Origin of the sequence: Cocleimonas sp. KMM 6892, assembly GCF_035798195.1 — a bacterium.
In the GTDB taxonomy this organism is placed as follows: Bacteria; Pseudomonadota; Gammaproteobacteria; order Thiotrichales; family Thiotrichaceae; genus Cocleimonas; species Cocleimonas flava.
In genome coordinates this window covers 177,026-201,862 of record NZ_JAPFBV010000001.1, presented here as the reverse complement: position 1 = coordinate 201,862, position 24,837 = coordinate 177,026, and the positions used below count along the sequence as shown (strand labels likewise).

The 24,837-nt window shown below is 40.5% G+C and carries 21 protein-coding genes; 14 read left to right on the top strand and 7 right to left on the bottom strand.

Going from position 1 to position 24,837, the window contains the following annotated elements; genetic code table 11:
* Window positions 1-23 precede the first annotated feature (23 nt).
* Together OO007_RS00985 and OO007_RS00980 are read right to left on the bottom strand one after the other, a co-directional pair.
* The gene (locus OO007_RS00985; RefSeq protein WP_325807343.1) at window positions 24-1,880 is read right to left on the bottom strand and encodes a flotillin family protein; all 1,857 of its coding nucleotides are present in this window, start codon (window positions 1,878-1,880) and stop codon (window positions 24-26) included.
* 91 nt (window positions 1,881-1,971) lie between these two features.
* Window positions 1,972-2,598 (bottom strand): hypothetical protein, encoded by a 627-nt coding sequence (locus OO007_RS00980; protein ID WP_325807342.1) that lies wholly within the window; start codon window positions 2,596-2,598, stop codon window positions 1,972-1,974.
* 370 nt (window positions 2,599-2,968) lie between these two features.
* On the opposite strand from OO007_RS00980, the gene OO007_RS00975 reads away from it, so the two are divergent.
* The 6 genes from OO007_RS00975 (at window position 2,969) to miaA (ending at window position 8,585) form a co-directional block, all read left to right on the top strand.
* Complete coding sequence (locus OO007_RS00975) at window positions 2,969-3,349, top strand: ComEA family DNA-binding protein (RefSeq protein ID WP_131904172.1); 381 nt, start codon at window positions 2,969-2,971, stop codon at window positions 3,347-3,349.
* A 153-nt stretch (window positions 3,350-3,502) separates the two neighbouring features.
* Window positions 3,503-3,724, top strand: coding sequence for an addiction module protein (locus OO007_RS00970; RefSeq protein ID WP_325807339.1), 222 nt, complete (start codon window positions 3,503-3,505; stop codon window positions 3,722-3,724).
* The gene (locus tag OO007_RS00965) at window positions 3,721-4,014 is read left to right on the top strand and encodes a type II toxin-antitoxin system RelE/ParE family toxin (protein WP_325807338.1); all 294 of its coding nucleotides are present in this window, start codon (window positions 3,721-3,723) and stop codon (window positions 4,012-4,014) included. The genes OO007_RS00970 and OO007_RS00965 overlap by 4 nt, the downstream gene beginning before the upstream one ends.
* 138 nt (window positions 4,015-4,152) lie before the next feature.
* Window positions 4,153-6,117, top strand: coding sequence for a DNA mismatch repair endonuclease MutL (gene mutL / locus OO007_RS00960; protein ID WP_325807336.1), 1,965 nt, complete (start codon window positions 4,153-4,155; stop codon window positions 6,115-6,117).
* A gap of 108 nt (window positions 6,118-6,225) precedes the next feature.
* Complete coding sequence (locus tag OO007_RS00955; RefSeq protein WP_131904168.1) at window positions 6,226-7,434, top strand: GGDEF domain-containing protein; 1,209 nt, start codon at window positions 6,226-6,228, stop codon at window positions 7,432-7,434.
* Between the two features lie 215 nt (window positions 7,435-7,649).
* Complete coding sequence (gene miaA, locus OO007_RS00950; RefSeq protein WP_325807334.1) at window positions 7,650-8,585, top strand: tRNA (adenosine(37)-N6)-dimethylallyltransferase MiaA; 936 nt, start codon at window positions 7,650-7,652, stop codon at window positions 8,583-8,585.
* A 167-nt stretch (window positions 8,586-8,752) separates the two neighbouring features.
* Here miaA and OO007_RS00945 read toward each other — a convergent pair whose 3' ends face one another.
* The 4 genes from OO007_RS00945 to OO007_RS00930 form a co-directional block, all read right to left on the bottom strand.
* Complete coding sequence (locus tag OO007_RS00945; RefSeq protein ID WP_325807332.1) at window positions 8,753-9,934, bottom strand: DUF481 domain-containing protein; 1,182 nt, start codon at window positions 9,932-9,934, stop codon at window positions 8,753-8,755.
* Window positions 9,935-10,176: 242 nt separating this feature from the next.
* Window positions 10,177-10,977 (bottom strand): efflux RND transporter periplasmic adaptor subunit, encoded by an 801-nt coding sequence (locus tag OO007_RS00940; protein ID WP_325807330.1) that lies wholly within the window; start codon window positions 10,975-10,977, stop codon window positions 10,177-10,179.
* A complete protein-coding gene (locus tag OO007_RS00935; protein ID WP_325807328.1) occupies window positions 10,974-11,987 on the bottom strand; it encodes a hypothetical protein in 1,014 nt (337 codons plus the stop codon). Before OO007_RS00935 ends, OO007_RS00940 begins: the two co-directional genes overlap by 4 nt.
* A 73-nt stretch (window positions 11,988-12,060) precedes the next feature.
* Entirely contained in the window at window positions 12,061-12,621 is a 561-nt protein-coding gene (locus tag OO007_RS00930) for a thioredoxin family protein (protein ID WP_325807326.1), read from the bottom strand.
* A 321-nt stretch (window positions 12,622-12,942) separates the two neighbouring features.
* On the opposite strand from OO007_RS00930, the gene hfq reads away from it, so the two are divergent.
* The 4 genes from hfq to OO007_RS00910 all read left to right on the top strand — a co-directional run bounded on the left by hfq (window position 12,943) and on the right by OO007_RS00910 (window position 15,599).
* Window positions 12,943-13,173 (top strand): RNA chaperone Hfq, encoded by a 231-nt coding sequence (gene hfq, locus OO007_RS00925; protein WP_131904162.1) that lies wholly within the window; start codon window positions 12,943-12,945, stop codon window positions 13,171-13,173.
* A 44-nt stretch (window positions 13,174-13,217) separates the two neighbouring features.
* Window positions 13,218-14,540: a ribosome rescue GTPase HflX gene (gene hflX, locus OO007_RS00920; RefSeq protein ID WP_325807323.1), complete on the top strand. Its 1,323-nt coding sequence runs from the start codon at window positions 13,218-13,220 to the stop codon at window positions 14,538-14,540.
* A 156-nt stretch (window positions 14,541-14,696) separates the two neighbouring features.
* Window positions 14,697-15,146, top strand: a complete 450-nt coding sequence (locus OO007_RS00915) for a nuclear transport factor 2 family protein (protein WP_325807322.1) — start codon at window positions 14,697-14,699, stop codon at window positions 15,144-15,146.
* A gap of 18 nt (window positions 15,147-15,164) precedes the next feature.
* Window positions 15,165-15,599, top strand: a complete 435-nt coding sequence (locus tag OO007_RS00910) for an HIT family protein (protein WP_325807321.1) — start codon at window positions 15,165-15,167, stop codon at window positions 15,597-15,599.
* A gap of 34 nt (window positions 15,600-15,633) precedes the next feature.
* Here OO007_RS00910 and OO007_RS00905 read toward each other — a convergent pair whose 3' ends face one another.
* A complete protein-coding gene (locus OO007_RS00905; protein WP_325807320.1) occupies window positions 15,634-16,197 on the bottom strand; it encodes a hypothetical protein in 564 nt (187 codons plus the stop codon).
* A 226-nt stretch (window positions 16,198-16,423) separates the two neighbouring features.
* Between OO007_RS00905 and OO007_RS00900 the strand changes: the two genes are divergently transcribed.
* The 4 genes from OO007_RS00900 to OO007_RS00885 all read left to right on the top strand — a co-directional run bounded on the left by OO007_RS00900 (window position 16,424) and on the right by OO007_RS00885 (window position 24,804).
* Window positions 16,424-18,712, top strand: a complete 2,289-nt coding sequence (locus OO007_RS00900) for a reprolysin-like metallopeptidase (protein WP_325807319.1) — start codon at window positions 16,424-16,426, stop codon at window positions 18,710-18,712.
* A gap of 347 nt (window positions 18,713-19,059) precedes the next feature.
* Entirely contained in the window at window positions 19,060-21,240 is a 2,181-nt protein-coding gene (locus OO007_RS00895; RefSeq protein WP_325807318.1) for a reprolysin-like metallopeptidase, read from the top strand.
* A 75-nt stretch (window positions 21,241-21,315) separates the two neighbouring features.
* Window positions 21,316-21,747, top strand: coding sequence for a hypothetical protein (locus OO007_RS00890; protein WP_325807317.1), 432 nt, complete (start codon window positions 21,316-21,318; stop codon window positions 21,745-21,747).
* A gap of 240 nt (window positions 21,748-21,987) precedes the next feature.
* Window positions 21,988-24,804 carry an immunoglobulin-like domain-containing protein gene (locus tag OO007_RS00885; RefSeq protein WP_325807315.1) on the top strand — a complete coding sequence of 939 codons (2,817 nt, stop codon included), beginning with the start codon at window positions 21,988-21,990 and terminating at the stop codon, window positions 24,802-24,804.
* Window positions 24,805-24,837 lie beyond the last annotated feature (33 nt).

Here is a 24,837-nt window from a genome sequence, read left to right as displayed (position 1 = left end):
TATCTATTATTTAAAAGCAGATTTTATTTAGAGGTAGCTTTTGAGGCGAGTAATGTTCCAAGCACTGATTCAAGTGCAGGGCTTTTCTCAAGAACTCCTTCTACGGTTTTGCCTAAACCTAATCCTTTTGTGAATGATTGCAGATAATCTCCGCCACCAACGATGTCGATATTCGCACTTTCTAATGCAGTAGCGAGTACCTTGGCTTGATCGTCTGAGATCTCTTTATTCGCTTCGATCTCAGCGAGTGCTTGTTCGAAGTCTTTTTCGAGTTGCATGCGGAATTCTTCATGCTGGCGCGAATCAGGGCTCATATCATTCATTGCCTTGAATTTCTCGATTAAGCCTTCTGCTTCTGCTTTGAATTTTTCTTTCTGAACGAGCGCAGCAGCGAGACCAATTTTCTCATTACCTGTTGCTTCGACATCCATTTTCTCTTCCATGACTTTCGCTTCAGCAAGTCCTTCTTTTTGCAATGCTTCTGCCATCACTTCTTTCACTTGAGCATCAGCAAGACCTGGTGCAGCTTGTTCTGCCTGTGTACCTTCTGCCAATTGCTTCTTCGAGTCCGCTTCTTTGGCCGCTGCTTCTAGATTTGCTTGAGCAAGAATGTTGATTTCTTTGGCTTTGTGCGTCGCTTGTACTTCATCTGCCTGCGCTTGTTTTACTTGCTTCACTAGCTCTTCTTCCGCTTGTGCTTCTGCGGCGATAATTGTTGCTTGCTTGAGTCTGTCTGCTTCGGCAACTACACGGACTTCTTTGATTTTTTCTTCTTGTTCGGCAACGCTTTTATCAACGATTACACGTTCACGAATAACATTGGCAATTTCTTTTCTTTCGACTTCGAGTGCTTTTTCTTTCTCGATGACTTTTAGTTCTACTTCGCGTTCTTTAGAGACGATTTCTAGTTCGCGTGCGCGTCCTACTTTCTCTTCTTCAATCGCTACAGCGCGTAAACGGTTGTTTTCAGAAACTTCCACTTCACGCATTTTGTTTTGTTCCATCACCTGAAGTTCTTCTTCAGTTTTTATACGAGAGCGTTCAGATAGTAAGCGCTGCTCCTCCTGAACTTTGATGGTTTCTGCTTCTTCGCGTGCCTGAATCGTTTCTACTTCACGCTTTTGTCTGGCAGTTGCGTCGGCTTCCTGACGTTCTAGCTCCAGCATTGCTTCTTTTGTTTCTACATTCTTTTTGGTAATTGCTAGTTCTTCGTTACGTGATAGTTCATTGGTGCTGACGCTTTGAATAGCGGTTAATTGAGTGATTTTACGAATACCTTCAGCATCCAGAATATTTTGTGGATCAAGGTGCGTCATTGGTGTTTGTTCGAGGTAATCAATCGCGACGTCTTCAAGAACATAACCATTTAGATCGTTACCAATAACCTCGATGATGCTGTCACGAAATGCAATACGATTTTCGAATAGGGTAACGAAATCCATATTCTTACCAACCGTTTTCAATGCTTCTGAGAATTTTGCATTGAAGAGCTCATGTACCGCGTCTCTATCAGATGCTCTTTCTACACCGATTGATTTGGCAACTTTTAGCACGTCTTGCTGGGTTTCGTTAACGCGCATATAAAACGCAACGACAATATCGGCACGGATATTGTCTTTACAGATCAATCCGTCTTTATTCTTTCTATCGACTTCCAGGGTAATTAATGAAATTTTCATCAATTCTTTTTTGTTGATTACAGGCCAGACGATGCCACCGGTAAATTTAACCTTAGGTGTACTCGACATATCATTAATAATTAATGCCCAACCCTGAGGCACTTTGATATAAAAGCGCGCGAAAGAGATTAATATAATCAGCACCAGTAGTGCGATTACTGCAATCGCGATCATTGTGAAAACAGTCAGTGAACCACCCATTTTTATGTACCCTTTTTTGTTTTAGCGTTTATTTTTAAGTTTTTTAAATCTATTTTTATTAATTTTATTGAAGCTGTTTTGTACTAATGGGTTATGCCGTTGCTCTAACCCGGTATGTATTTTCGTCTGCGATATATTCAGTGATGATGACGCTATCACCGCGTTTAAAATCATTTGGTTCTTCAGCGCGTATTTTTAAAATAAGGTTTGCGCCTTCGTCATTTATTTCTGCATCCCCGAAATTCATTGTTACTTTATTGGTTCTTACAATAGCGAGGTGACCAATCAGCGAATCTGCATGTCGACCTTCTGCACTATCTTTTAGCTTTTGAAAGAATGGCTTTAGTGGTGTAAGTAATGTTCCAACAATGGGTGCTGAGATAAAGGGGGCTAGAATAATGATCCAGATGCCTACGAATATTTCGGCCAGATTATTTGATATTTGATCCTGATAGTAATGTACGGCAATAAAACAAATTACCCATGAAAAAAAGATAACTAAAGAAATACTGATGGTCAGTGGAATCCCATCAAGTTTGAATTTGCTTAACCAGCCAGAAGTATCGGCAACATCTGGAACTTCAATTTCTACGCCTTCTGAAAGATCAAGGTCTGCAAAACCAAGGCTGGATGCAAGCCAGTAAAGTACGGTTAAAATCAGCAAGCCTGTATAGAAAAGCGTAGGGAAGGCGAATGCATTGTTGAGAAAATCAGTCATAAATGTTTATTTTTTTTAGTATGTCTTAGTAAAAAAGAATAGACGGTTATAGCGGTTTTGTTTGCCCCATCATTCCATGATAATTCTTTGGACTCCATTCAGATCAAAATTTCACCAACAAAAATGATTTGAGTTTAAATTTCTTATTACATTATTTTATCAGCAAATAATTTAACGCAACCTTAATGCTAAGTATGAATGAGAAGGGGTTGATAGATTTTTATGTTTGGTATTGGCATCATTTAATTTGTTAGGCCTTATTACTGCCGCTTATCAATAAATAATTGCATGCAAGATATAGCTTGTGTTTATATCGTTGTGCTTTTGAAAAAAAGCATTTACATAACTTCAATAAAAACAGGTAATTAATATGAAATTAAAATCACTTTTCTTTGCTGTATTTCTTTCTTTTGTTTCGTTTTCTGCATCAGCGGAAATTGTTAACTTGAATAAAGCCGATGCAAGTGCGTTACAGCATTATCTAAAGGGTGTCGGAGAGAAAAAAGCGCTAAATATTGTAAAATACCGAAAACAACATAAGAAGTTTGAGAAGATAGAAGAAATCAAGGAAGTTAAAGGCATTGGTGAAAAGCTGTATAAAAAGATTAAGTCGAGCCTATCTTTAACTAAGGGTGTTGTCTCTGCTCCAAGTAAGGCAAAAGCCAAATCCAAAAAGAAAGTCGTGAAGAAGGCTGAGCAGAAAGTTAAATCGAAAAAGAAAACAAAGCTTAAAAAGAAGGAAGACGATTAAGCCAGTAGTTCAGGTTTATTAATATGTGAATAAAAGAACCAGGTTTATCCTGGTTTTTTTACGACAGTTTCAGAACTAAAATGATGTTATTCGGTATTCCATTAAAATGTGGATATAATATTGAATAGTTCAAAATTAATAAGAGAGCGATGTATGTCAAATTCAGCAAGTTCTATATTAGATAAAGCACTCGAACTGAGTGCGAATGAGCGTGCAGATGTGGCTGAAAAATTACTTTCTAGCCTCGATAGTCCTGACCCTAGAATAGATGAATTATGGGCAAAGGAAGCTGATTCCCGAGTAGAAGCCCATAAGAAAGGTGAATTAAAGTCAGTGTCAGATGAGCAGGTGTTTTCAAAATATATAAAGAAATGAAAGTAAGGTTTCTTGAAGTTGCTCAGGCTGAACTTGATGAGGCATTTGAGTACTACGAGTCTATTCAAGAAGGCTTAGGTTTTCGATTTCTGAATGAATTAAATCATTCAAAACTTAGAATTATTAAATTTCCAAAATCCTATGTCCGAATAGGTCAATTCACACGAAGGTGTTTGATCCAAAGTTTTCCTTACTCTTTAATTTATCAATATACCGAAGATAAGAAAGAAATTTTAGTTGTGGCAGTTTCTCATTTGCATAGAAAACCTGATTATTGGGGTACTCGTTAATAAATAACGGTTATAGAGAATTGGGGCTTCGGTTGATAGGTAATATCAAAAACAGCCCTACGATTCATTCTTATATGCATTACAATATGATCTTCTGTTTTTCCTGCTAAATACTTTATCAAGTAAAAATATAAATCCATGAGCATCAAACAACTACCCCCACATTTAGTTAACCAGATTGCCGCAGGCGAGGTTGTTGAGCGCCCAGCCTCTGTGGTTAAAGAATTGCTAGAAAACTCCATTGATGCAGGTTCGAAGAAAATCGAGATTGATATCGAGCAGGGTGGTTTAAAGCGCATTCGCATCCGTGATGACGGAAAAGGCATTCCCAAAGAAGAATTGGCTCTGGCGTTGAGTCGTCATGCGACCAGTAAGATTGCTTCACTGGATGACTTGGAACATGTCGCTTCCTTGGGTTTTCGTGGTGAGGCGTTGCCGAGTATCGCTTCTGTATCGCGGATGACGATTAGCTCGCGTACGGAAGATAACGAACAGGGCTGGACGGTTTCACCACAACATCGCGATGATGGTGCAGAAGCGTTTGATGATCCAGAGCCCACCGCTCACGCTAAAGGCACGACCATTGAAGTGCGTGATTTATTTTATAACGTACCTGCGCGACGCAAGTTCTTAAAAACAGAAAATACAGAATTCAAACACCTGCAGGAAGTGGTAAAGAAGATATCCCTAAGCAATTTTCAAATCGGGATTACCTTACGCCACGGTCAACGTAATTTGCTGACATTACAACCTGCGTTAGAGCGTGTCGGCGCTGATCGACGTGTGTCAGAAATTTGTGGCCCTGCTTTTATGGAGCAGTCACTGTATCTGGATTATGAAGCAGCTGGTTTAAAGCTTTGGGGCTGGGTTGGGTTGCCGACGTTTTCACGATCACAAGCTGATCTTCAATATTTTTATGTAAATGGCAGAATCATTAAAGACCGCGTCGTCACTCACGCGGTACGTCAGGCGTACAGCGATGTGTTATTCCACGGCCGACACCCTGCGTATGCCTTATTTCTTGAGCTTGCACCAGAAAAAGTGGATGTAAATGCACATCCAACCAAACACGAAGTGCGTTTTCGTGATGCACGTTTGGTGCATGATTTTCTGTATCGAACACTGCATCAGGCGTTAGCAGATGTACGACCTAATGAGGCTGCTGAGTCTGCCCCTGCTATCCCAAATAATGGGACAGAAAAAATGAGTATGGCGGAGTACAACCGCGAAGCGATTAGGTCACAGCAGCGCTTGAATATCCCGGTTAATAATATTCAGCCTGGGCAAGTGGCAGAGCAAATGGCGGCTTATCAGCGCATGCATGACAGTGCCGGCGATAACTCTGAAAATAATGTTGGAAACGTCACGAGCAGCTTGAATACGGGCTTTATTCCATCGGTAAATCAACGCAGTGGCTCATCTAATTACACCCCCCCACTTTCAGACAAGTTTTCTGAAAAACTTTCGACGCATGTCACATCATCAATGCCTGTTAGCGAAAATCAAAATACAGGAGAAGTGCCGCCGTTAGGTTTTGCCGTGGCACAATTGCATGGTATTTATATTCTGGCAGAAAATGCCGAAGGTTTAGTTGTGGTTGATATGCATGCGGCACACGAGCGCATCACCTACGAATACTTAAAGAAAAGTATGGCGGAAGACAATGTACGCTCTCAACCGATGCTGGTTCCTAGCTCATTATCCGTGAGTAAAAAAGAAGGTGATTGCGCCGAAGAATTTGCTGAAACGTTTGAGCAACTGGGTTTTGAGTTGAACAGACTCGCGCCAGAAAAATTAGCCATTCGTGCGGTACCGAGCTTGCTAAAAGATTCGAATGTGGAACAGTTAGTGCGCGATGTACTGTCTGATTTACTGGAGCATGGTAGCAGTGAACGTATTCAGCAAGAAATGAATGAAATACTCTCTACCATGGCTTGTCATGGTTCTGTTCGTGCGAACCACCGTCTAACGATTCCAGAGATGAATGCGTTGTTAAGGGATATGGAGCGCACCGAACGCAGTGGTCAGTGTAATCACGGACGTCCAACGTGGACGCAAATGTCGGTAGATCAGCTCGATAAGCTATTCATGCGTGGTCAATAACAACTCCCATAATATTTATCTAAGATTGCACTAGATAACAACTATGTTAAGACTAAGTTAAGGCTCAATGTTTTAAAGTTAAAGCACTATTTATAATAAAAACAAGCGATGTTTAAATCATTCAAGTGCGGATCAAGAAGTTTAGAAGAGCAGTTTGTGCTTTACGGCGCTGGCTTAACTTTTATTTTTCTCGTTCCCTTTTCCATATACCGGTTCTTCACTGGCGATTTGACGCTAGCCGCAATAGACATGGTAATGGCGTTGTTGATGGTTTTGATCTTTACGCAAGCCTGGCAATCAAAGAAAATTAAATACCTGAATAGATTTTCAGTCCTGATGTTTATGCTTGGCATTTTAAGTGTTATGTACCTGAAAGGGGCAGAAACTGTTTTTTGGGCATTCCCTGCAATGGGCGCAACCTACTTTCTATTAAAGTCAGTCCCTGCGTTGATTGCCAACATCATCTTTATTGGTTTAACTACGTTATTATTTCATGGCAAGCTGACAAATGCCGAGGCTATGAGTATTTATCCTAGCTTGGCTCTAGTAGGATTATTTGGATTTATTCTAAGTATGCGTGCCGAGTACAATAATAATAAATTACAGAAATTGGTTTCTGAGGATACGCTTACGGGCATCAAAAACAGACGATCTTTTGATGAGAAAGTCGATGAGATAATCAGAAATTACAGGCGCTATCGAACCCCTGTGTCGATGTTGTTGCTGGATTTGGATCAATTCAAAAAAATAAATGACACTAAGGGTCATAATGCGGGCGATCAGGTCTTGGTTGATTTCGCAAAATTGGTCAAATCGAAGATCCGCACAACGGATTTTATCTATCGTTTTGGTGGTGAAGAATTTGTTGTTTTAGCTAAAAACTCTTCCTTGGAAGATTCTGGGAATCTCGCAGATTCAATTCGTAAATTTATAAAAGAAAGCGCGGAGTTATCTAAACATCAAGTAACTGTTTCCGTGGGTGTTTCTGAAATTATGCCCTTTGACGATGCGGAGAGCTGGTTTCGCCGAGCAGATCTTGCATTATACGAATCAAAATCAGCTGGCAGAGATACTGTACGTATAGCTGAAACAGGCGATGATACGAAGGTTTCGTTTAAGGCATTAAGCAATTATCAAAATATAAAACCACTGCGAAAAAAAGCAAACTATCTTATATGCCCATACAAGAATACACATTCTAGTTTATTAAAAGATAATCCCCGTAAGAATAAGTCCTTCAAAGCGGGAGCTGTTAAAAGGAAGTTGCCTACCAATTCTCCGGTGAAGCCATCAGCCAAATCATTAGCTCGACATTAGTTTCTTTAGCTTTTTCCACATCTGTTGAAAGATCTGTTTGAAAAAAGTGCCAGCACTGCATAAATTCTATTTACGTTTTCAAAAAACAAAAACGTAATATCATTCAAAGTAGGGGGGTGCCCTTACCCTTTATTCAATACTCTATAATAATACGTCAATGAGATATTCATTGCTTTGATGTATCATTTACTTCCCAATTCTCACCTTAGCCAACTATGAGTTTACCTCCTGCCATTTTTATCATCGGTCCAACCGCTTCAGGTAAAACAGGCCTTGCGATTAAGCTGATGGAACACTTTCCTATCGAGTTAATCAGTGTGGATTCTGCACTCGTTTATAAAGATATGGATATTGGTACGGCAAAACCAACGGCAGAGGAACTGGAAGCTGCTCCACATCGGTTAATTAACTTTTTAGATCCGTCTGAGTCCTATTCTGCAGCTGATTTTAGAACGGACGCTTTACGGGAAATGGCCGAAATTACCGCTAAAGGTAAAATTCCGGTGTTGGTTGGTGGAACAATGCTGTATTACCGTGCGCTAGAAAACGGTATCGCTGAAATGCCACAAGCTGACCAGGATGTTCGTGAAAAGCTGACTAAAGAAGCAGAGCAAATTGGCTGGGATGTCTTGCATCAACGTTTGTTGGAAGTTGATCCAGTCGCTGGTGAGCGTATTCATCCTAATGATCAGCAGCGCATTCAGCGTGCGCTTGAAGTATTTGAACTAACAGGAAAGACGCTGACGAAACATCAACAAGATCAGGTTGTAGAACCGGTTCCTTACCGTTTAATGAAAATTGCATTAATCCCGGAAGAGCGTGAATGGATTCGTGAATTAGCGGCTATTCGTTTTGATCAAATGTTAGAAGCTGGTTTTATCGATGAGGTGAAAGCGTTACGTGAGCGTGGTGATCTGGATTTGAATTTTCCGTCAATGCGCTGTGTGGGTTATCGTCAAGCATGGCAATATTTGGAGGGTGAGCTGGATTTCGAAGAAATGAAAGAGCGTGCGGTAATCGCAACCCGTCAATTAGCCAAACGCCAAATGACCTATTTACGCTCTGAGCCAAACATTACCGAGTATGGTGCAAAAGGCTACAAGCTGGAAAAGGTTAAAGCGGATATTGAAAGCTTTTTAGCTGAAGAATAGAAATAGAAATTTATCTGCAAAGATATGCAGTAACAAATATTCTAATTAATAAATCCTACAAGGTTTATACCAATAAAAAGAGGGGCTAAAAGCCCCTCTAGTCGTTAGATTTGGTATTAAGATATAGAGCAGAATCTAACAAAATAAGCTCTATTTTCGGGGTTCGATTACTTCAAACGGTATTTAACGCCCATTGTTAAGCTTTTATCAACTTCGTCATTACCATTGTTAGAAATGCTGTCATCAAGTTTAGTTAACTTGCCTTCAACACCAAAATCAAGCTGGTTAGTTAGGCTGTAGTAGAACGCAGAACTTAATGTGTTCGTTGTAACATCATCTGTATCGTCAGACGTTGCATAAGCTAGAGTCCACTTGTTTTCCCAGTCAATCATGTCAGACAATTCGTAAGTTAAGCTCATCGCGTTATTGAAGTTATAACCATTGTCATCATCGTCTAATGTAGCAGTTGCAATTGCTTCGTTAGAGAACTGAGTCTTGTTGTTAATTGGTCTGTGGTATTCAGCACCAACTTCTAGTGCTGGCTTGCCGTCTGAACCGTCGTAGTTGCTTAATACTGCACCAACACCTGCACGCACTAACCAACCGTTTTTACGTGTAGAAACACGCTCGTTTTCTAATACGTCGTAAGTTTGAACAACCGCTCTAGCGTTGAAGTCACCCTGTACCATGCCAGAAGTCTCGATAACTTTCTGAATATCCTGTAACCAGTATTGCTTGTAGTCATCAAGTCCGTACTTAGACTTGTACTCAGACTCTTTATCTACAATTACTGCTACTTGCTGGTAAATATCATTGCTAGGATCAGCTTTCAAAAAGCCTTCTTCACGAAGCTTTTGCATGATTCTGATTGCATAAGCCATTGGTGTTACGTTAACAACACGGCCATAACCGATACCTGCTGTTGCTTTTGTGAATGGGTCTTCCTGATCTTTCTGAATACCAACTTCACCTTTGCCGTACCAGAATGCTGCATTGCTGTTCGGTGTGAAGTAGTTATCTACTGTTGCTGAACCAAGTGCCTGGTAAGTACTTGAACTCTTATCACCTTCATTTCCACCTTTAGCAGAAGAGCCTGTGCCTAAAAAGTCGATTTTAGTGTTACGGTTTGGTGAACTGAATACTTTCTCGTAGTCCAGTGTTAGGTCCAGGTTATAGCTAGCCTGGTCTTGGTTACCATCGTTCGAGTTAAAGTTACCAGATACATAAGCATCTTCATAAGCTGATGTTGCTTCTTTGTAGTCTGTAATTAATGGTTCTGCATGAGCAGTTGTGAATGAGCCTGTTAGGCCAAGTGCAATTGCACTGCCTAGTATATTTAATTTATTCATTTTTAAAATTTACCCCAAAAAACAACCTATCTAATAGATAGGTAAAAAAGTTGTGACTAAAATATTTATTAAAATATTTTGACTGGGGTGAGAGTGTTTAATAAGTGCTTTGGTTCAAAGAAAAATCAAATAAATCTCTTTATTTAATCAATTGAAATCATTGGAAAAATAGATGCTTGCTATGTTTTAAATTGTATTGAAAAGCAATGCTATGTATTGGTTTTTGAGTTGTTGAAAAATGCTCAATGAATAGTGACTTTTGCAATCTCAGAAGGCCTTAATAAGTCCTGAGGATTATGGTTGAAAATAATATCCAGCTCATAAATTGCACCTTTGGGTTCGATTCTTACGGCTTCGACACCTTGAGAATAAACAAAACCGTTGTAGTGTTTTCCATTCACTGTAACGCGTGCTTTTTGTCCAGGCTTGTAACGTTTTAACACCTGAGATGATACAAGTATTCTGGCGAGCATTTTGCCGCTCGGTGCTATTGTAAATAACGGTTCACGTTGTTGAGTTTTATATATGACGCCACCTTCGTGGTTGTTTTTGGTAATAATGATGCCGTTAATAGGTGCGCGTAAAATATTTCTATCTAGTGTCACTTCTGCGAGTGCCAACGCCGCATTGGCAGACTCGCTTTCAGCTTGTACTGCGGCGACTTTGATTTTTGCATCTTTGAGTTCTTCATCTGCAATTAATCCACGATCATAAAGTTCTTCTGCGCGTTTTAGTTCATCGTCGGCATCATCCATTTCTACTTTGGAGCGGGCAATCATGGCTTTTGCCTTTAATAACTCTGCTTTGGCTTTGCGTTGATCCATGACTAGCAAGGTCGAACCTTTCTTTACATATTGACCAATTTTTATATTCATCTTTTCTATGAAGCCGTCTTCAAGCACCCTCATTTCAATTTTATCGACCCATTCAAGTCTGCCACTAAGCTGTTGTGCGCTTGCCCCTAAACTCGTGATGACAATAAAAAAAGTTAAGGCAAGTTTGATGAGTAAATTATTGTTTATACATTTCAGAGTGATATTCATTGTGCCGTTTCCTCGGCTTCTTTGGTTTCAATTGCTTGAGTCATGATGGGTTTGCCTGTTAATGCATTGAGTTGAGCCCACGCCAGAGTAGTACAGTATTTAACGCGCTCTTCTTCCATTCTCGCCATGCTTTGTAACGTCATGGATTTACCGATTCTTGCGCGTACTTCCATCTCATAGAGAGTTCTACTCATTTCTAAATCGAGATCACGGCTATAGAGTTCAGTTTCTGCTCGATCAGCAGCTGATTTTAAAACGGTTATACGCAGAATGAGTTCAAGAATTTGCTGGCGTAAATCCATCTTGATCAATGACATTTGATCATCATTGTATTTTTCTGCGAGCGTTTTTATCCAGCTGTTATTATTTAATGCCTCTGTATATAAATCTGAAAATTCAGGTAGCTTTTTAGGTGAGGTAAGTAATATCGGCGGGGCGAGATCACTGGATAATTCGTCAGGGCGATTGATAGCTTGCGCCAGTATTGATCGGGTGAGGCGTTGAGTAGCTTGGGCAGAAAAGTATTTTTGTCTAACTTCCTGATATTCCGCTTCTAACTTGGCCACTACGAGTTCTGAATTCTGTTTTAATTCTTGACGAATTTTCGCTCTATCCCACGAAATAAACGTTCCTGCCATATCCTCATTAATCCCGATAAGGCTGGAATCAGATAGTAGAACATCCAAAAAAGCGTTTAGAATTAGTAATTCTTGCTGGATTACTGGTTCTACCAGAAAGGTTGAGGCGGTATTGCGTTTTGCATCACTAACCGTTGTGTTATTAAATGTGAGATTGTGACAACCAAGAAACAACGGTTGCTGGAGCGGTGTTATCGATTGTTGTTCTGGGGTTAAACGTGTGCGTGGGTGGTCACTGGCAAAACTCAGGGCTGTTTTCAAATCCAGTATGGATGGAAGTTTATTAGTATCTGCATTAAGAACTGAATGAGTGAAAACCAAACTGATCAGGCAAACTGAGTGCAAGATTACTTGTATCACTTTTCGATTCAATAGACTCCACATAGTTATGGCGTAACACTCATATAAGCAGCACACGTGTAATAGGTAAATTTCAGGTTCAACGTTATCCTTTCTTTTGTTTGCGCTTGTAACGAATAAAAGGCATCTCTTCGTTTGCACCTTCAACGATGTATTTTCCTAGCATCATAAATTCATCAGCGTCTTTTGATGCGCCCGTTAGACGGCCATTTTTGATTGGCTTACCTTCTAAATCTAAAAATTGAAAGACGGGTGTGGCTCTTACCCTAAACTGTTCTAATGAAAAGACCTTTTGTGTGGTGTCTTTGCCAGCAAAATCGGTAAGCTCTAAATCTCCCTCGATATCAACCGTTATGATTCGGAAATGCTTACGGTAGTAATCTTGTACTTTGCCGCGATTCAAAACGGTTTTTTTCATACGCGCACAAAACGGACATTCATCCATTTCGAACATCAATAAAATCCCTTTTTTACCTTCCTCGGTAGCAATTTCTTTTTCTTCCTGCATATCGCCAAGACTTTCATCAAAAAAAGTACTGTAATCTCTTATTTCTGTTTGATTGGTATGTGCAGTGTCATCAGCAAACGTAGAAATTTGCAAAATAGTAATAAACACTAGGGCTATAAGCGTTTTGAGGGAGTTCATAAAGTGTCTCCGGTAGCGGGTTTATTTCATATTATTCCGAATTTCACGGGCTTGCAAGCGAGCAACTTGAGCCATCTGTCGTTAAATGATCAAAAATAGGTATTGATTTTTTACTTTTTATCTAAACCTGTTATTATGCTTGAATCTGTAAGGATGCAGAGTGCTGTTACCCCCAAACTTTGAAAATAACGGATTTAGGTACTTTAAAAAGAGACAGAACGACAATTTGAGTATTCTAAAGCTAAATATAAAAAGCTATATATTGAGCAGCAAACAATAAAATATTAATAACATAACCTAATAAGAAATCAGGAGTTACCCATGTCAAAAGGGCATATGCTACAAGAACCCTTCCTAAATGCTTTAAGAAAAGAGCGCATCCCCGTTGCGATTTATCTTGTAAATGGAATTAAATTACAAGGTCACGTAGAGTCGTTTGATCAATTTGTTATATTACTAGGCAGTACTGTAAGCCAGCTTGTGTACAAACACGCTGTATCTACAATCGTGCCTTCTAGACCTATTAAGTTAACGGTTGAAGACGAAGAATAAAATTACACAATTCTGTTTCCCTAGTATCTTAGGGGGGCATTAAGTTGGAATTATTTGATAAGCTCAGTCAGGGTGAAGCTCTGATTGAGAGTGCCATATTGGTACAGATTAACTTTGGATCAAATAATCGTTCCCAACATTCTTCAGGTGCAAGCTCAACTCAAGACGAACACGAGTTTAAAGAACTGGTTCGTTCTGCCGGAGCAATTACTTCCACACTAATCACTGGATCACGCGCATCGCCTGATTCACGTTATTTTGTGGGTACGGGTAAAGCAGACGAAATTAAAACCGCCGTTAAACAGCACGATGCGGATGTCGTTATTTTTGATCACTCTCTTTCTCCCGCGCAAGAACGTAACCTGGAACGCCTGTTCGAATGTCGCGTGCTTGATCGTACCGCATTGATACTCGATATATTTGCGCAACGTGCTCAATCCCACGAAGGTAAATTGCAGGTTGAACTGGCGCAGTTAAAACACATGTCGACGCGACTAGTTCGGGGCTGGACTCACCTTGAGAGACAAAAAGGTGGTATCGGTATGCGTGGCCCGGGTGAAACCCAGTTAGAAACTGACCGTCGCTTGCTGAGTATTCGTATCAAACAGATCAATAAGCGTTTGGATAAAGTGAATAAACAGCGCGAACAGGGTCGACAACTCAGGCAGAAAACCGAAATACCAACGGTTTCATTAGTCGGCTATACCAATGCGGGTAAATCAACTTTATTCAATAAAATTACTGGTTCTGGAGTTTATGCGGCAGATCAGCTGTTTGCGACTTTAGACCCCACCTTACGCAGAGTAAATTTACCCGATCAGCAATCGATTGTTTTAGCCGACACGGTAGGTTTTATTCGTGATCTTCCGCATGATTTGGTTGCAGCCTTCAGGGCGACTCTTCAAGAAACAATCGAAGCAGATTTGATTTTGCATGTCATCGATAGCAGCGACGAAAATCGTGATTTCTTCCGTGAGCAAGTGAATAACGTGATTCAGGAACTTGGTGCTGAAGATGTGCAACAGGTCGAGGTTATGAATAAAATCGATCTGACTGAACAAGAACCCCATGTTGAAGAAGGTCATAATGGCTTGCCTGCAAGGGTCTGGTTGTCGTCACTGACGGGCGAAGGACTGGAAGCACTAAGTGAGACAATAGCAGCCATATTCGCTAAGAATACCTTCAGGGGCAAGCTACGTTTACATCCTGCTCTGGCGCGTTTACGTGCTCAGTTGTATGAGGATGAGGCGGTTGTGAGTGAATCGATATCTGATAAAGGCGAATACCTGCTTGATGTTGTGATCCAGCAAAGAAGGCTTGATACGATGCTAGGCAAAGAAGAATTGACACTAGAGCAAGTGCAATAATAATCTCTTCAAAAAAGTGCCCCAAAGTAGGGGGGTGCCTAAGTCTTTGTTTAAATGCCCACCAATCACTATTGTAGAATTTGATTCTATATCGTTAAAATAAGCTCCCTTATTCTGTTCAAACAAATGCATTTTTCAAATTAGTCGGGTTAAATTATGTCGGAAGCTATTAAAAAACATCAAGAAATTGCGCAAAAATGGATGGATGCTTCTGCATTGACCGCGAGCAATAATGATTTTGAAGCGCATTTTAATCTTATCTCTAAAAAGGTCCGCGTGACCGGTGTTCCTGGATTTGAAAGTATTAGCTATGATGACTGGGCCCGAGCTGCGGAAAAAGATTTCAAAGACGGTACCTTGCAAGGTGTGAGTTATGAAGGCTTAAAAATGTCGGCACATAACGACACTCAAATCATGTTTAAAACCCTTGAAACAATATTCGTTAATGATGGTTCGAAAAAAACACACGGTGTCGAAATTCTGTTGGAGCTTGAGGAAGATGGTGTCTGGAGAGTGATTCAAGAAAGAGTAATGACAGGCGATGAAATTCGCCATGTCGGATTGATGAATGTGGTGGATGTCTCTATGTTGGATAAAGATAAATAAGATCGATCGAGTAAGCTAATGACTGAAGAAAACGCGTTTGACCCCAATAATCCCTGCCTGTTTTGTCATCCCAAAGCTGAGGAAATTATTGCTGAAACTGAACACGCCTTATTAATTACAGATACCTATCCTGTAAGTGTGGGTCATTGTTTGGTTATACCCAAGCGTCATATCAAAACGTACTTTGAATGCACTGAAGAAGAAAATAGAGATTTTCGAGAATTAATTCTTAAAGGTAAGCAGTACGCCGAAGCACAAAACATTGATAACTCGGGTTCGCCCGATGGTTACAATATCGGTTGCAACAACGAACTTGCTGCGGGCCAGAGTGTTTTCCATCTGCATATTCATATTATCCCCCGTTATACCGGGGATGTAGAGAATCCAAAAGGCGGAGTACGATGGGTGATTCCAAAAAACTCTCAATATCAGGCTAAAAATAAGACCAAATAAGGGATAGGTTTAAATCCTGTTTTTTACAAGCGTATTAATTTACATCTTCTCTAATGTAGGCATATTTCCACTCGGTTTGGCTTGTCGCTTTTAAAGCATCCAGGAGTTGATCATTTGGAATCGCTTCTGATTCGTAAATATTGCCAATGACTATGCAATATTGCGCGATAAAAGCAGTCTTTCGCCAGTTTAATCTATTTGTTTTAAACGTTTTTTTGCAATGAGTACAAGCCGAAATTTCAACGGCAGGGTTAGCAATATCGGTGATTTTAGCCTTGCATTCTGGGCAGGTAGCCGCTTTGATATTTATACCTGAAAAGAATTTCGCTTCTTTTTCGATAATGATTTCGATGTAGCAGTATGGTTTATTCTCTTGTGGTTCTAACTCGATATTGGGAGAACATCCCATAAAGGTAAGCAGAGAAACAAAGTTTTTTCCGGTTGTATATCTTCTCTCTCCTTGTTTTATCCCAATAAAATCCAGTTCCTTTAGTGTTTTCGAAATGCTTGAAAAGTCTCCGATAGCTTTTTCATTCTCATCTGTGCTCTGTTTTATGGTTTCTGGATAAAGGTATAACTTATAAGGTGAATGCCACACGTTTAACCTACTATTTTTGATTTTTCAGCCTTAATTATAACGAAGCAACACACATTAAAACCAAATAAAGCCCATTTAACGAATGACTAAAGGTTGAGATTACAGGACTAACGCCTGATCTAGTATTGTTGTCTTAAAATTACTACTACTGACTCCATTCAGAATTCAATCAATGAACCTTCTGGATACACTGTCACCATCGATCAAGGAATGATGGAAGTGAAGTATGAAGAGCAGGATGCACTTTGGGTTTTTACTGAGTTTTTTACTGTCTTTCTTAGTGGTGCAATCTTCGGCTACTGCAGAAAGCATGGATGTTTTAGGCTTGTGGTCAGTTGACCAAATTACAAACTCTTCGAATAAAGTAGTTTCTTTAGATAATGACTCAGCAGAGAATGAATCAGAAGAAAAAATTACAGCGACTCATTCGGATTCAAAACACTATGAGGACGGTCTAAGTCTGGTTTTGAACACAGAAAAAATGCGATCGATTCTTGATAGCACGAAATCTGCGAAACCTTCAGCAGAGAACACTGAATCTAATATCAGCCAAATATCCATTCCTTTACCTGATGGTTCAATCATCGACCTTGATTTAATCGAAGATCAAGTATTAACAACTAGCCTCGCCGAAAAGTATCCTGAAATTCAAACTTTCAAGGTCATCGCAAACGATAACGTTTTCTCGGGAAAAGTTGATCTTACTTCGTCTGGCTTTCACGCAATGCTACAAATGCTCGATGGTGAAATTATATTTATTGATCCGGTAGATTTTGCGGCAGAGAAATACATTAGTTATAAGAAAAGCGCACAAAAGCAGACGTCTGATCGATCTTTTTCTTGTGGCGTGACTGAGCAACAAAATAGATTGATGCAAAAGTTTTCGGGAATAGAAAACATCTCCCATGGTGTCGCGTCCCGTGCAATAGCAGGAAGGACTACAGAAAGCTTATTGCATTATCGAATCGCTATTGCCACTACCGGTGAATATGCAGCAAAGCATGGTGGCACCGTGACAGGTGTGATGTCTGCGATTACAACAACTCTAAGCAGAGTCAACCAAATACTGGAACGTGATTTGGGTATCCATCTTGATCTGGTAGAGAATAATGATTTGCTTATTAATACCGATGCAAATTCAGACCCCTTTACGAAAGATGATATCTCAGATCTGCTGAGTCAGAATCAGGAATATATTGATTCCGTGATTGGCACAGATAATTACGATATTGGGCATTTATTCGCGGGTAGTGGTGGTGGAATCGCTGCCGTTGCCAGTATTTGTAATCAATATCGAAAAGCTCAGGGAGTATCGGGCACAAGCAACCCTATAAACGATAGTTTTGATCTGGATTTCGTGGCGCATGAAATTGGACATCAGCTTGGCGCAACGCATACGTTTAATAGTTCGCAAGGTTTATGCTCTGGAAATACGCGATCAGCGCAAACAGCATTTGAGCCAGGTAGCGGCTCTTCAATAATGTCCTACGCAGGGTATTGTGGTTTAGATAATTTACAATCAAATGCTGATGCGATGTACCACATCGGAAGCATCGAACAGATTTCAGATTTCACCAGTAATGGTCGAGGTAATGTGTGCGGGACTCAGCGTTCGTTTGATAACAAGCCACCAATAGCAGATGCGGGTAATGATTTTACCATTCCATCTCGCACCCCTTTTGAATTGAAAGGTACTGCTCAGGATGTTGATGGAGATCCTCTTATCTATGCCTGGGAGCAAATAGATTCCGGTGAAACATCACTTGAGTATGACGATAAGGGTGACAATGCATTATTTCGAGTTAATGTTCCGAATAATAGTAGCGTCAGAGTGTTCCCTCAATTGCAGGATATTCTAAGCAACAGCCCCAGCCGAGGTGAAAAGCTTCCAGAGCATGAGCGAGTGATGAATTTTAGTTTTGTTGCGCAGGATGGGATGAATGTAGCACAAAGTGATGAAATGAAAATCAATGTGGCCAGAACAGGCAGTCGATTTGCTTTAAACCTGCCAAAGTCTCAATACACGCTTGGCGAGTCTTACCAGATTTTCTGGAATGTCGCGGCTACCGATAAGTCCCCCGTTAGCTGTCAAAATGTAGATCTGTATTTATCGACTAATGGTGGTCAGACCTTTCCGACAGTTATTGAAAAAAATCTACCAAATAAGGGTGATGCATGGATAGTGATTCCAGCAACCGTGCAGAAAACGAATCAATCCAGATTTAAATTAAAGTGTAGTGATAACGTTTTTTTTGCTGTGTCCCAGCGAAACTTTGTGCTTACTGATAAAACAACGCAGGTTACCTTTAAACACGCTGACGAAGATCAATCAGAAGCAAATCTGAAAGATACTGATTTAAATGCAGTGGTTACTAACAATGAAGTAAGTGCGGTATCTTCAAATGACAGCACTAGCACAAGCCAGGGTTCATCTGGTGGTGGACTAATAAATTACTGGTTTTTACTCTTAAGTTGCGTATTGTTAATGAAAAGGCGTTTGAACTTATTACAATAATGCTGTCGAATTAGTTTAGAAGCTCTGTAGAATTGAGCTGATTAAAGCAGATTAAAAATGACACCCCCCTACTTACAGGGGCTTTTTTTTAATGGCTTAGTTGCATTGTATTAAGGGGTTGGTTTAAACAATTGGCTGATTTAAAAGTGTATTCATGTGTTTATAAAAATAAATGTTATAGAATGCATAGTGCTTACACTATTCTTAGCTATTGCAATTCTTAGCTATTGCAATTCTTAGCTATTGCAATTCTTAGCTAGTGCTGTTGTTAGCTAGAGCTATCGTTTGATAGTTACGAAAACGTTTAAATGTGAAATTAGCTTATAAAATAATAAAGGGTAATGATAATGAGGATAAAGTCTCAACGTATTTCTAGACCAGGTTTGGTCGTCACTGTTTTATCTTCATTGCTGTTAAGCACTTCCGTATTTTCATCCCCCTGGAAAGATTCAGATTTTATTTCAGATTCTGTAACACAGGCACAACTTAGTCAGTCAGCAAAACCACAAGGCGAAGAATCGCAGTCGCTAGAATCGCTTAAATACCGTAGCCTCGAACTTGATGAGTTTGCCTGGAAATCGCTGTTACAAAAAAACACCTCATCCAAGCCAGCTGATGATCAACAAGACAACTCAGCAGCAGGACTTTCGCTAGTTTTGCCTTTACCAGACGGGACTGAAGTAGAGGTCGTTGCAACAGAAACTTCTGTGCTTGCTCCAGAACTTGCCGCGCAATTTCCTGAGCTGAAAACATGGAAAGTTTCTGGTGTTAATCAGAAGATATCGGGTCGAATAGACAGCACTACTTTGGGTTTTCATGCGATGTTGGTGATGCCAAATGGTGATTCGGTTTTTATCGAACCAGATGATAATAAAGATGCAGATAGAGTCACTTCCAGCTCGGCAAAATACATAAGTTTCAGCAAGCAAGAAAACCACGACCACTTTCAAACCGAGTTTAAATGCGGTGTTGATCATAATAGTGTTGTGAAAAGCTTTTCAGAGGGCAATGTGCTCCAGTCGAGCGCAAAAGAGGTCTTAGCCAGACCTGCATTCAATTTAATTACCTATCGTTTAGCGGTAGCTACTACCGGTGAATACACGCAGTATCACGGTGGCACCAAAACATCAGCGTTAAGTGCTGTCATCACAACAATCAATAGAGTCAATGAAATCTACGAGCGAGATTCGAGTATCACTTTTCAACTCGTGCCAGAGCAACTTGATTTGATGTACACAGACTCATCAAATGATCCCTATTCGAATACGGACATCAGTGCCTTGCTTGAACAAAATATCGCAAATTTGAATGATACCAATGTTCTAGGTTCGGCAAATTACGATATTGGGCATGTATTTGGTTCCGGCAATGTCGGTGGTTTGGCGTTTGTTGGTAGTACCTGTAACTCTACTTTTAAAGCGGGTGGCGCTACGGGTGCAACGAACCCGATTGGTGATGCTTTTGCACTGGATTACGTCGCTCATGAAATCGGTCATCAAATGGGTGCTCAGCATACTTTCAACAGCGAATGTGGCGAGCGCGGTGTAGGCACAGCGGTAGAGCCGGGTAGTGGGTCAACAATCATGTCTTATGCAGGATTGTGTGGTACCAATAACATACAAAATGAAGTCGATGCACAGTTTCATGTTGTAAGCATTGAGGAAATCATAGATTTTAGTCGAAATGGTGATGGAAATAGTTGTGGCAGTAGTACTGCAGTAACCAATGAAAATCCGATCGTTAGTGCGGGAGAGGATTTTACCGTACCAGCAAGAACCCCAATCGTTCTCATCGCAGATGGTTTTGACTCGGATGGAGATCAGCTCAGTTATTCTTGGGAGCAAGCAGACTCTGGTACCGCTACTGATGTTGATGTAGACGCTGGTGACAATGCTTTGTTTAGAAGCCGATCATTAACGACTTCTAATTTACGTTTTATTCCCCAGCTAAGCGATATCTTCAATAACGAAGCTGCCGTAGGTGAGCATTTACCCGTAACCAATAGAGATATGGATTTAAGAGTAACGGTAAGAGATGGAAACGGTGGCGTTCAATATGATGCATTAACGATGACTGTGCATGATACTGGCTCAACCTTTGAAGTAACTTCGCACACCTCTTCCAGAACTTATGCCCAGACAGACCAGACAACCGTTAGCTGGGATGTGGCGGGTACTAATTCATCACCTATATCTTGTACGTCTGTTGATATCGGGTTGATCACCCTTGATGGAACGGGGATAGATATCACCACAACGGCTAATGATGGGTCAGAAACAATCACGATACCGGAAAATGCACCCGCATTAACTAACGCGAGATTTATCGTTTCTTGCGCAACAAGTCAGTTCTTCAGTGTGTCGCAAGCTAATCTAACTATTCTTGATACGCTAGGTACAGGTGAAGATGACACTTCTACGTTGAGCAGTTCAAGTAGCAGCGGAGGTGGAGGTTCTTTCGGATACATGGCTCTCCTTTTGTTGCCATTATTGACGCGTAGACTCTTAAGTAGACAATCTATCAGTTAAGTTTATTGTGTATGCTGTTAATGACGTTTGTTAGCGACACTCGCCAGCGTTGAAATTCAGAAATGAGGTGATCAAATGAAAAAGATGTTACTAATAAGTGGAATCAGTTTATTGATGCAGGCATGCGTTGCTGTTCCTAATGACTCATCTTCAAAAAGTGCTTCTTCAAACCCTAGCAAACGCTTTTCTATAGAAAATATCAAAAAACAAAAAGAAGAAGAATACGCTAAGAAATATGCTGATTTAAAGAAAATGAATCCTGCAGAAGAAGTCGCGAAAGCGGTTAAAAATAACAGTATTTATTTGCTTGCTTATAACTCTGGTAGAGGAGGGGAGCGAAAAATTCCCGGATTACTTGAGCCCCAACCAGTCTCGGTAAATTGCAGAGTGTTACAGCTGGATGGAATGGGTGACGTAATTTACGGCGAGAATCATCTTAAATACCGAATTGCTCTTCGAGAATATGCCAGTTCTTTCAATGCAAGCATGATGACTTATTGTCGTTAATTCTTCTTTAGGGGGATCGTTAAATGGTCTCCAATTTTGTGTACTTTTCGTTCAGTTAAAACCGCTAATTCAGATGAACTGCGTGCTTCGTTTAGCTGCGGTTCAGCTTTCTCGTGTGATAATCAAACTCCCTTTGATAATTAAGTTCTCGTTGTTACGCGCATCTTTTGATTGATTAAAACGTAGAAAATACGGATGTGATTTTTAAAATGAGGGCAAATAAACTATAAAAATAATCACATGAAAAAAATCATTTTTGCCCTAGGTGTATTAACGACTGCAGGTGCTTTTGCACAATCTCAAGACTCTTCAATTTGGCAACCATATTCTGCTACAGAATCTCAAAACCAGTCTTTATCTACCTCTAATAGTGGCAATAATGTAACCAGTACAAAAGAACTCGCAAATAAGATTTCATCAAACAATTGGGTAAAAAAACAATCGTTGTTACTCGATGAAGTTCAGTTACAAAATAAACTAAATTCTCAAACGTCTTTATCGCTCAAACCAGTTGAAGGTAGTGCCAGCGAAACCTCTGTCGATATAGACCTGCCATTGCCAGATGGAAGTTTTGTAAAGGTAAATGCTTTTGAATCTTCGATTTTATCCGATGAGCTTTCTGAAAAGTACCCAGACATTAAAACCTGGCGAGTCGTAGGTGTCGATGACCCTTCGATTACAGGTCGAATAGATTTCACCAGTAAAGGCTTTCATGGCATGTTAGTCATGGAAGATGGAGACACGGTTTACATCGATCCTGATACAGAAAGTTCTGGCAATGTATATAACACGCTGAGCAAGCGTGAAAACGCGAGTCTTTTTCAAACAGAATTTAATTGCCAGATTCATGACCATCACCCTGTAAATTCATTCGCAAAAATATCAGAATCTGCACAAAAACTGTCGCAGAAAGTATTAGCCAGTTCGCCAGCTTTAGACCTTAAAACCTATCGTTTTGCAGTGGCAGGCACAGCAGAATACACCGCAAGTCAGGGTGGAACTACGGCATTAGCGTATGACTCTATGGTGACAACGGTTAATCGCGTAAATCAAATTTATCAGAGTGATTTAGGTATCCGTTTACAGTTGGTCAGTGGTGAGGAGATGCTCTACACCAATGCAGCTACAGATCCTTATACAAATGATAATGCAGCCTCACTCGTGGATGAGAATATGGCAAATATGTCCTCGACCCTGGGGCTTTCTAATTTTGATTTAGGACATGTTTTCGCACAAGGGTCATTAGGCGGTCTTGCTTATATTGGAGTAGCCTGTATTGATACGGCAAATACCTCCAGTGGATTAACTTCTGGCATAAAAGCCGGAGGCGCGACAGGTACCATTAACCCACAAGGTGAAATCTTTAGTGTCGAATATGTTGCGCATGAGGTTGGTCATCAATTAGGTGCTAGTCATACATTTAACAGTACACAAAATGGCTGTGGTGGTGGAAATAGAACCGCGGAAACAGCAGTTGAGCCGGGAAGTGGAAGTACCGTAATGTCTTACAGTGGTTTATGTGGATCTGATGACCTGCAATACAATTCAGAAGCTTATTTCCATTTTGCCAGTATCACTCAAATCAATGATTACACCCGAAGTGATTTAGGTAGTAGTTGTGGCACAAATACATCTACAGGTAATACAAATCCATCAGCCAATGCAGGAAATGATCTTAATATTCCGGCTAACACACCATTCTTCCTGGATGGCTCGTCAACGGGCGGTTCAAGTTATACATGGGATCAAACAGATACCGGTAGCGCATCTGCAGTCGATGTTGATATGGGTAATAATGCGATAATTCGTAGTTATCTTCCAAGCTCAGAAGAAGATCGTTATATCCCAAGCCTGAGCGACTTATTTGCGGGCACAAGTACTCTAGGTGAAAAATTACCGCAAACAACGCGTGAGTTAAATTTCACCTACGTAGTTCGCGACGGCAGTGGTGGAATTGGTACGGATGATAAGAAAATCAATGTAACGGATACCCGCAGTACTTTCTCAGTGGTGTCACAGTCATCTGCTGAAACTTTTTCAACGGGAGAGAGCATAGAAGTATTATGGAACACAGCGAGTACTAATGTCGCGCCAGTCAATTGCGCAACGGTTGATATTCAACTGATTCGTTCCAATGGTGTGAAGAATTTATTATTGTCTGATACCGATAACGACGGCAATCAGGCGTTAATCATTCCGGCAGCTACACCTGAGATGTCAGGTGCAAGAATAATGGTATCTTGTAGTGATGATTCATTTTTTAATATATCAAAAGGTAATATCGAAATTCAGAAAGGTGTTGGTGGAGCAGGGGATTTGACCCCGCCAGCAATTACTTTGAATGGTGTTAGCCCCGTCAGTATTCCTCAGGGGTCTGTTTATACTGACGAAGGCGCAACTGCTATCGATGATATCGATGGCGCTGTGACGGTGTCCACTTCGGGCACTGTCAATACAGCAGTTGTGGGAAGCTATACAATTACCTATAACGCAGAAGATAGCTCTGGAAATTCAACGTCCAAAACACGTGTAGTGAATGTCACGGCGGTATCTTCTTCTGGTGATGCTGGTTCTGACGAAACAACACCTCCTGATACCTCTACTCCTGACACAACGACACCAGATACAACGACGCCAGATACAACAGAGGAGACTCCTGATCCAGTAGTGGGTAGCACAGATATCACTGCTCCAGTTATTACGCTTAATGGATCAAGTACCATAATCCTTGAGCAAGGCTCTAACTATGAAGATGCAGGTGCATCAGCAATAGATAATCTTGATGGAACGGTGACAGTAACAGTGACTGGCATTGGTGCTGTTGATACATCGAAAGCGGGTGAATATGTGATTACTTATACCGCAGTAGATACAGCAGGTAATACGGTAGTAGAAAGTAGAACCATTATTGTAGAAGCGGTAGAAGCTCATGATGATGACGCGACTAGTACAGATGCAAGTAGTGCGACAGGGTCAAGTTCAAGCGGTGGTGGTAGCTTTGGCTTCTTGCTGATTCCGTTATTGGGGCTGGTAAGATTACGTCGATTTAAATTATAAAAACTCGTTATTAGTAGGGGGTATAGGCTTACT

Coding starts and splice junctions, on each gene's coding strand:
- OO007_RS00985 (WP_325807343.1), bottom strand. CDS start 1,880: ATGGGTGGTTCACTGACTGTTTTCACAATGATCGCGATTGCAGTAATC.
- OO007_RS00980 (WP_325807342.1), bottom strand. CDS start 2,598: ATGACTGATTTTCTCAACAATGCATTCGCCTTCCCTACGCTTTTCTAT.
- OO007_RS00975 (WP_131904172.1), top strand. CDS start 2,969: ATGAAATTAAAATCACTTTTCTTTGCTGTATTTCTTTCTTTTGTTTCG.
- OO007_RS00970 (WP_325807339.1), top strand. CDS start 3,503: ATGTCAAATTCAGCAAGTTCTATATTAGATAAAGCACTCGAACTGAGT.
- OO007_RS00965 (WP_325807338.1), top strand. CDS start 3,721: ATGAAAGTAAGGTTTCTTGAAGTTGCTCAGGCTGAACTTGATGAGGCA.
- mutL (WP_325807336.1), top strand. CDS start 4,153: ATGAGCATCAAACAACTACCCCCACATTTAGTTAACCAGATTGCCGCA.
- OO007_RS00955 (WP_131904168.1), top strand. CDS start 6,226: ATGTTTAAATCATTCAAGTGCGGATCAAGAAGTTTAGAAGAGCAGTTT.
- miaA (WP_325807334.1), top strand. CDS start 7,650: ATGAGTTTACCTCCTGCCATTTTTATCATCGGTCCAACCGCTTCAGGT.
- OO007_RS00945 (WP_325807332.1), bottom strand. CDS start 9,934: ATGAATAAATTAAATATACTAGGCAGTGCAATTGCACTTGGCCTAACA.
- OO007_RS00940 (WP_325807330.1), bottom strand. CDS start 10,977: ATGAATATCACTCTGAAATGTATAAACAATAATTTACTCATCAAACTT.
- OO007_RS00930 (WP_325807326.1), bottom strand. CDS start 12,621: ATGAACTCCCTCAAAACGCTTATAGCCCTAGTGTTTATTACTATTTTG.
- hfq (WP_131904162.1), top strand. CDS start 12,943: ATGTCAAAAGGGCATATGCTACAAGAACCCTTCCTAAATGCTTTAAGA.
- OO007_RS00915 (WP_325807322.1), top strand. CDS start 14,697: ATGTCGGAAGCTATTAAAAAACATCAAGAAATTGCGCAAAAATGGATG.
- OO007_RS00910 (WP_325807321.1), top strand. CDS start 15,165: ATGACTGAAGAAAACGCGTTTGACCCCAATAATCCCTGCCTGTTTTGT.
- OO007_RS00900 (WP_325807319.1), top strand. CDS start 16,424: ATGAAGAGCAGGATGCACTTTGGGTTTTTACTGAGTTTTTTACTGTCT.
- OO007_RS00895 (WP_325807318.1), top strand. CDS start 19,060: ATGAGGATAAAGTCTCAACGTATTTCTAGACCAGGTTTGGTCGTCACT.
- OO007_RS00890 (WP_325807317.1), top strand. CDS start 21,316: ATGAAAAAGATGTTACTAATAAGTGGAATCAGTTTATTGATGCAGGCA.
- OO007_RS00885 (WP_325807315.1), top strand. CDS start 21,988: ATGAAAAAAATCATTTTTGCCCTAGGTGTATTAACGACTGCAGGTGCT.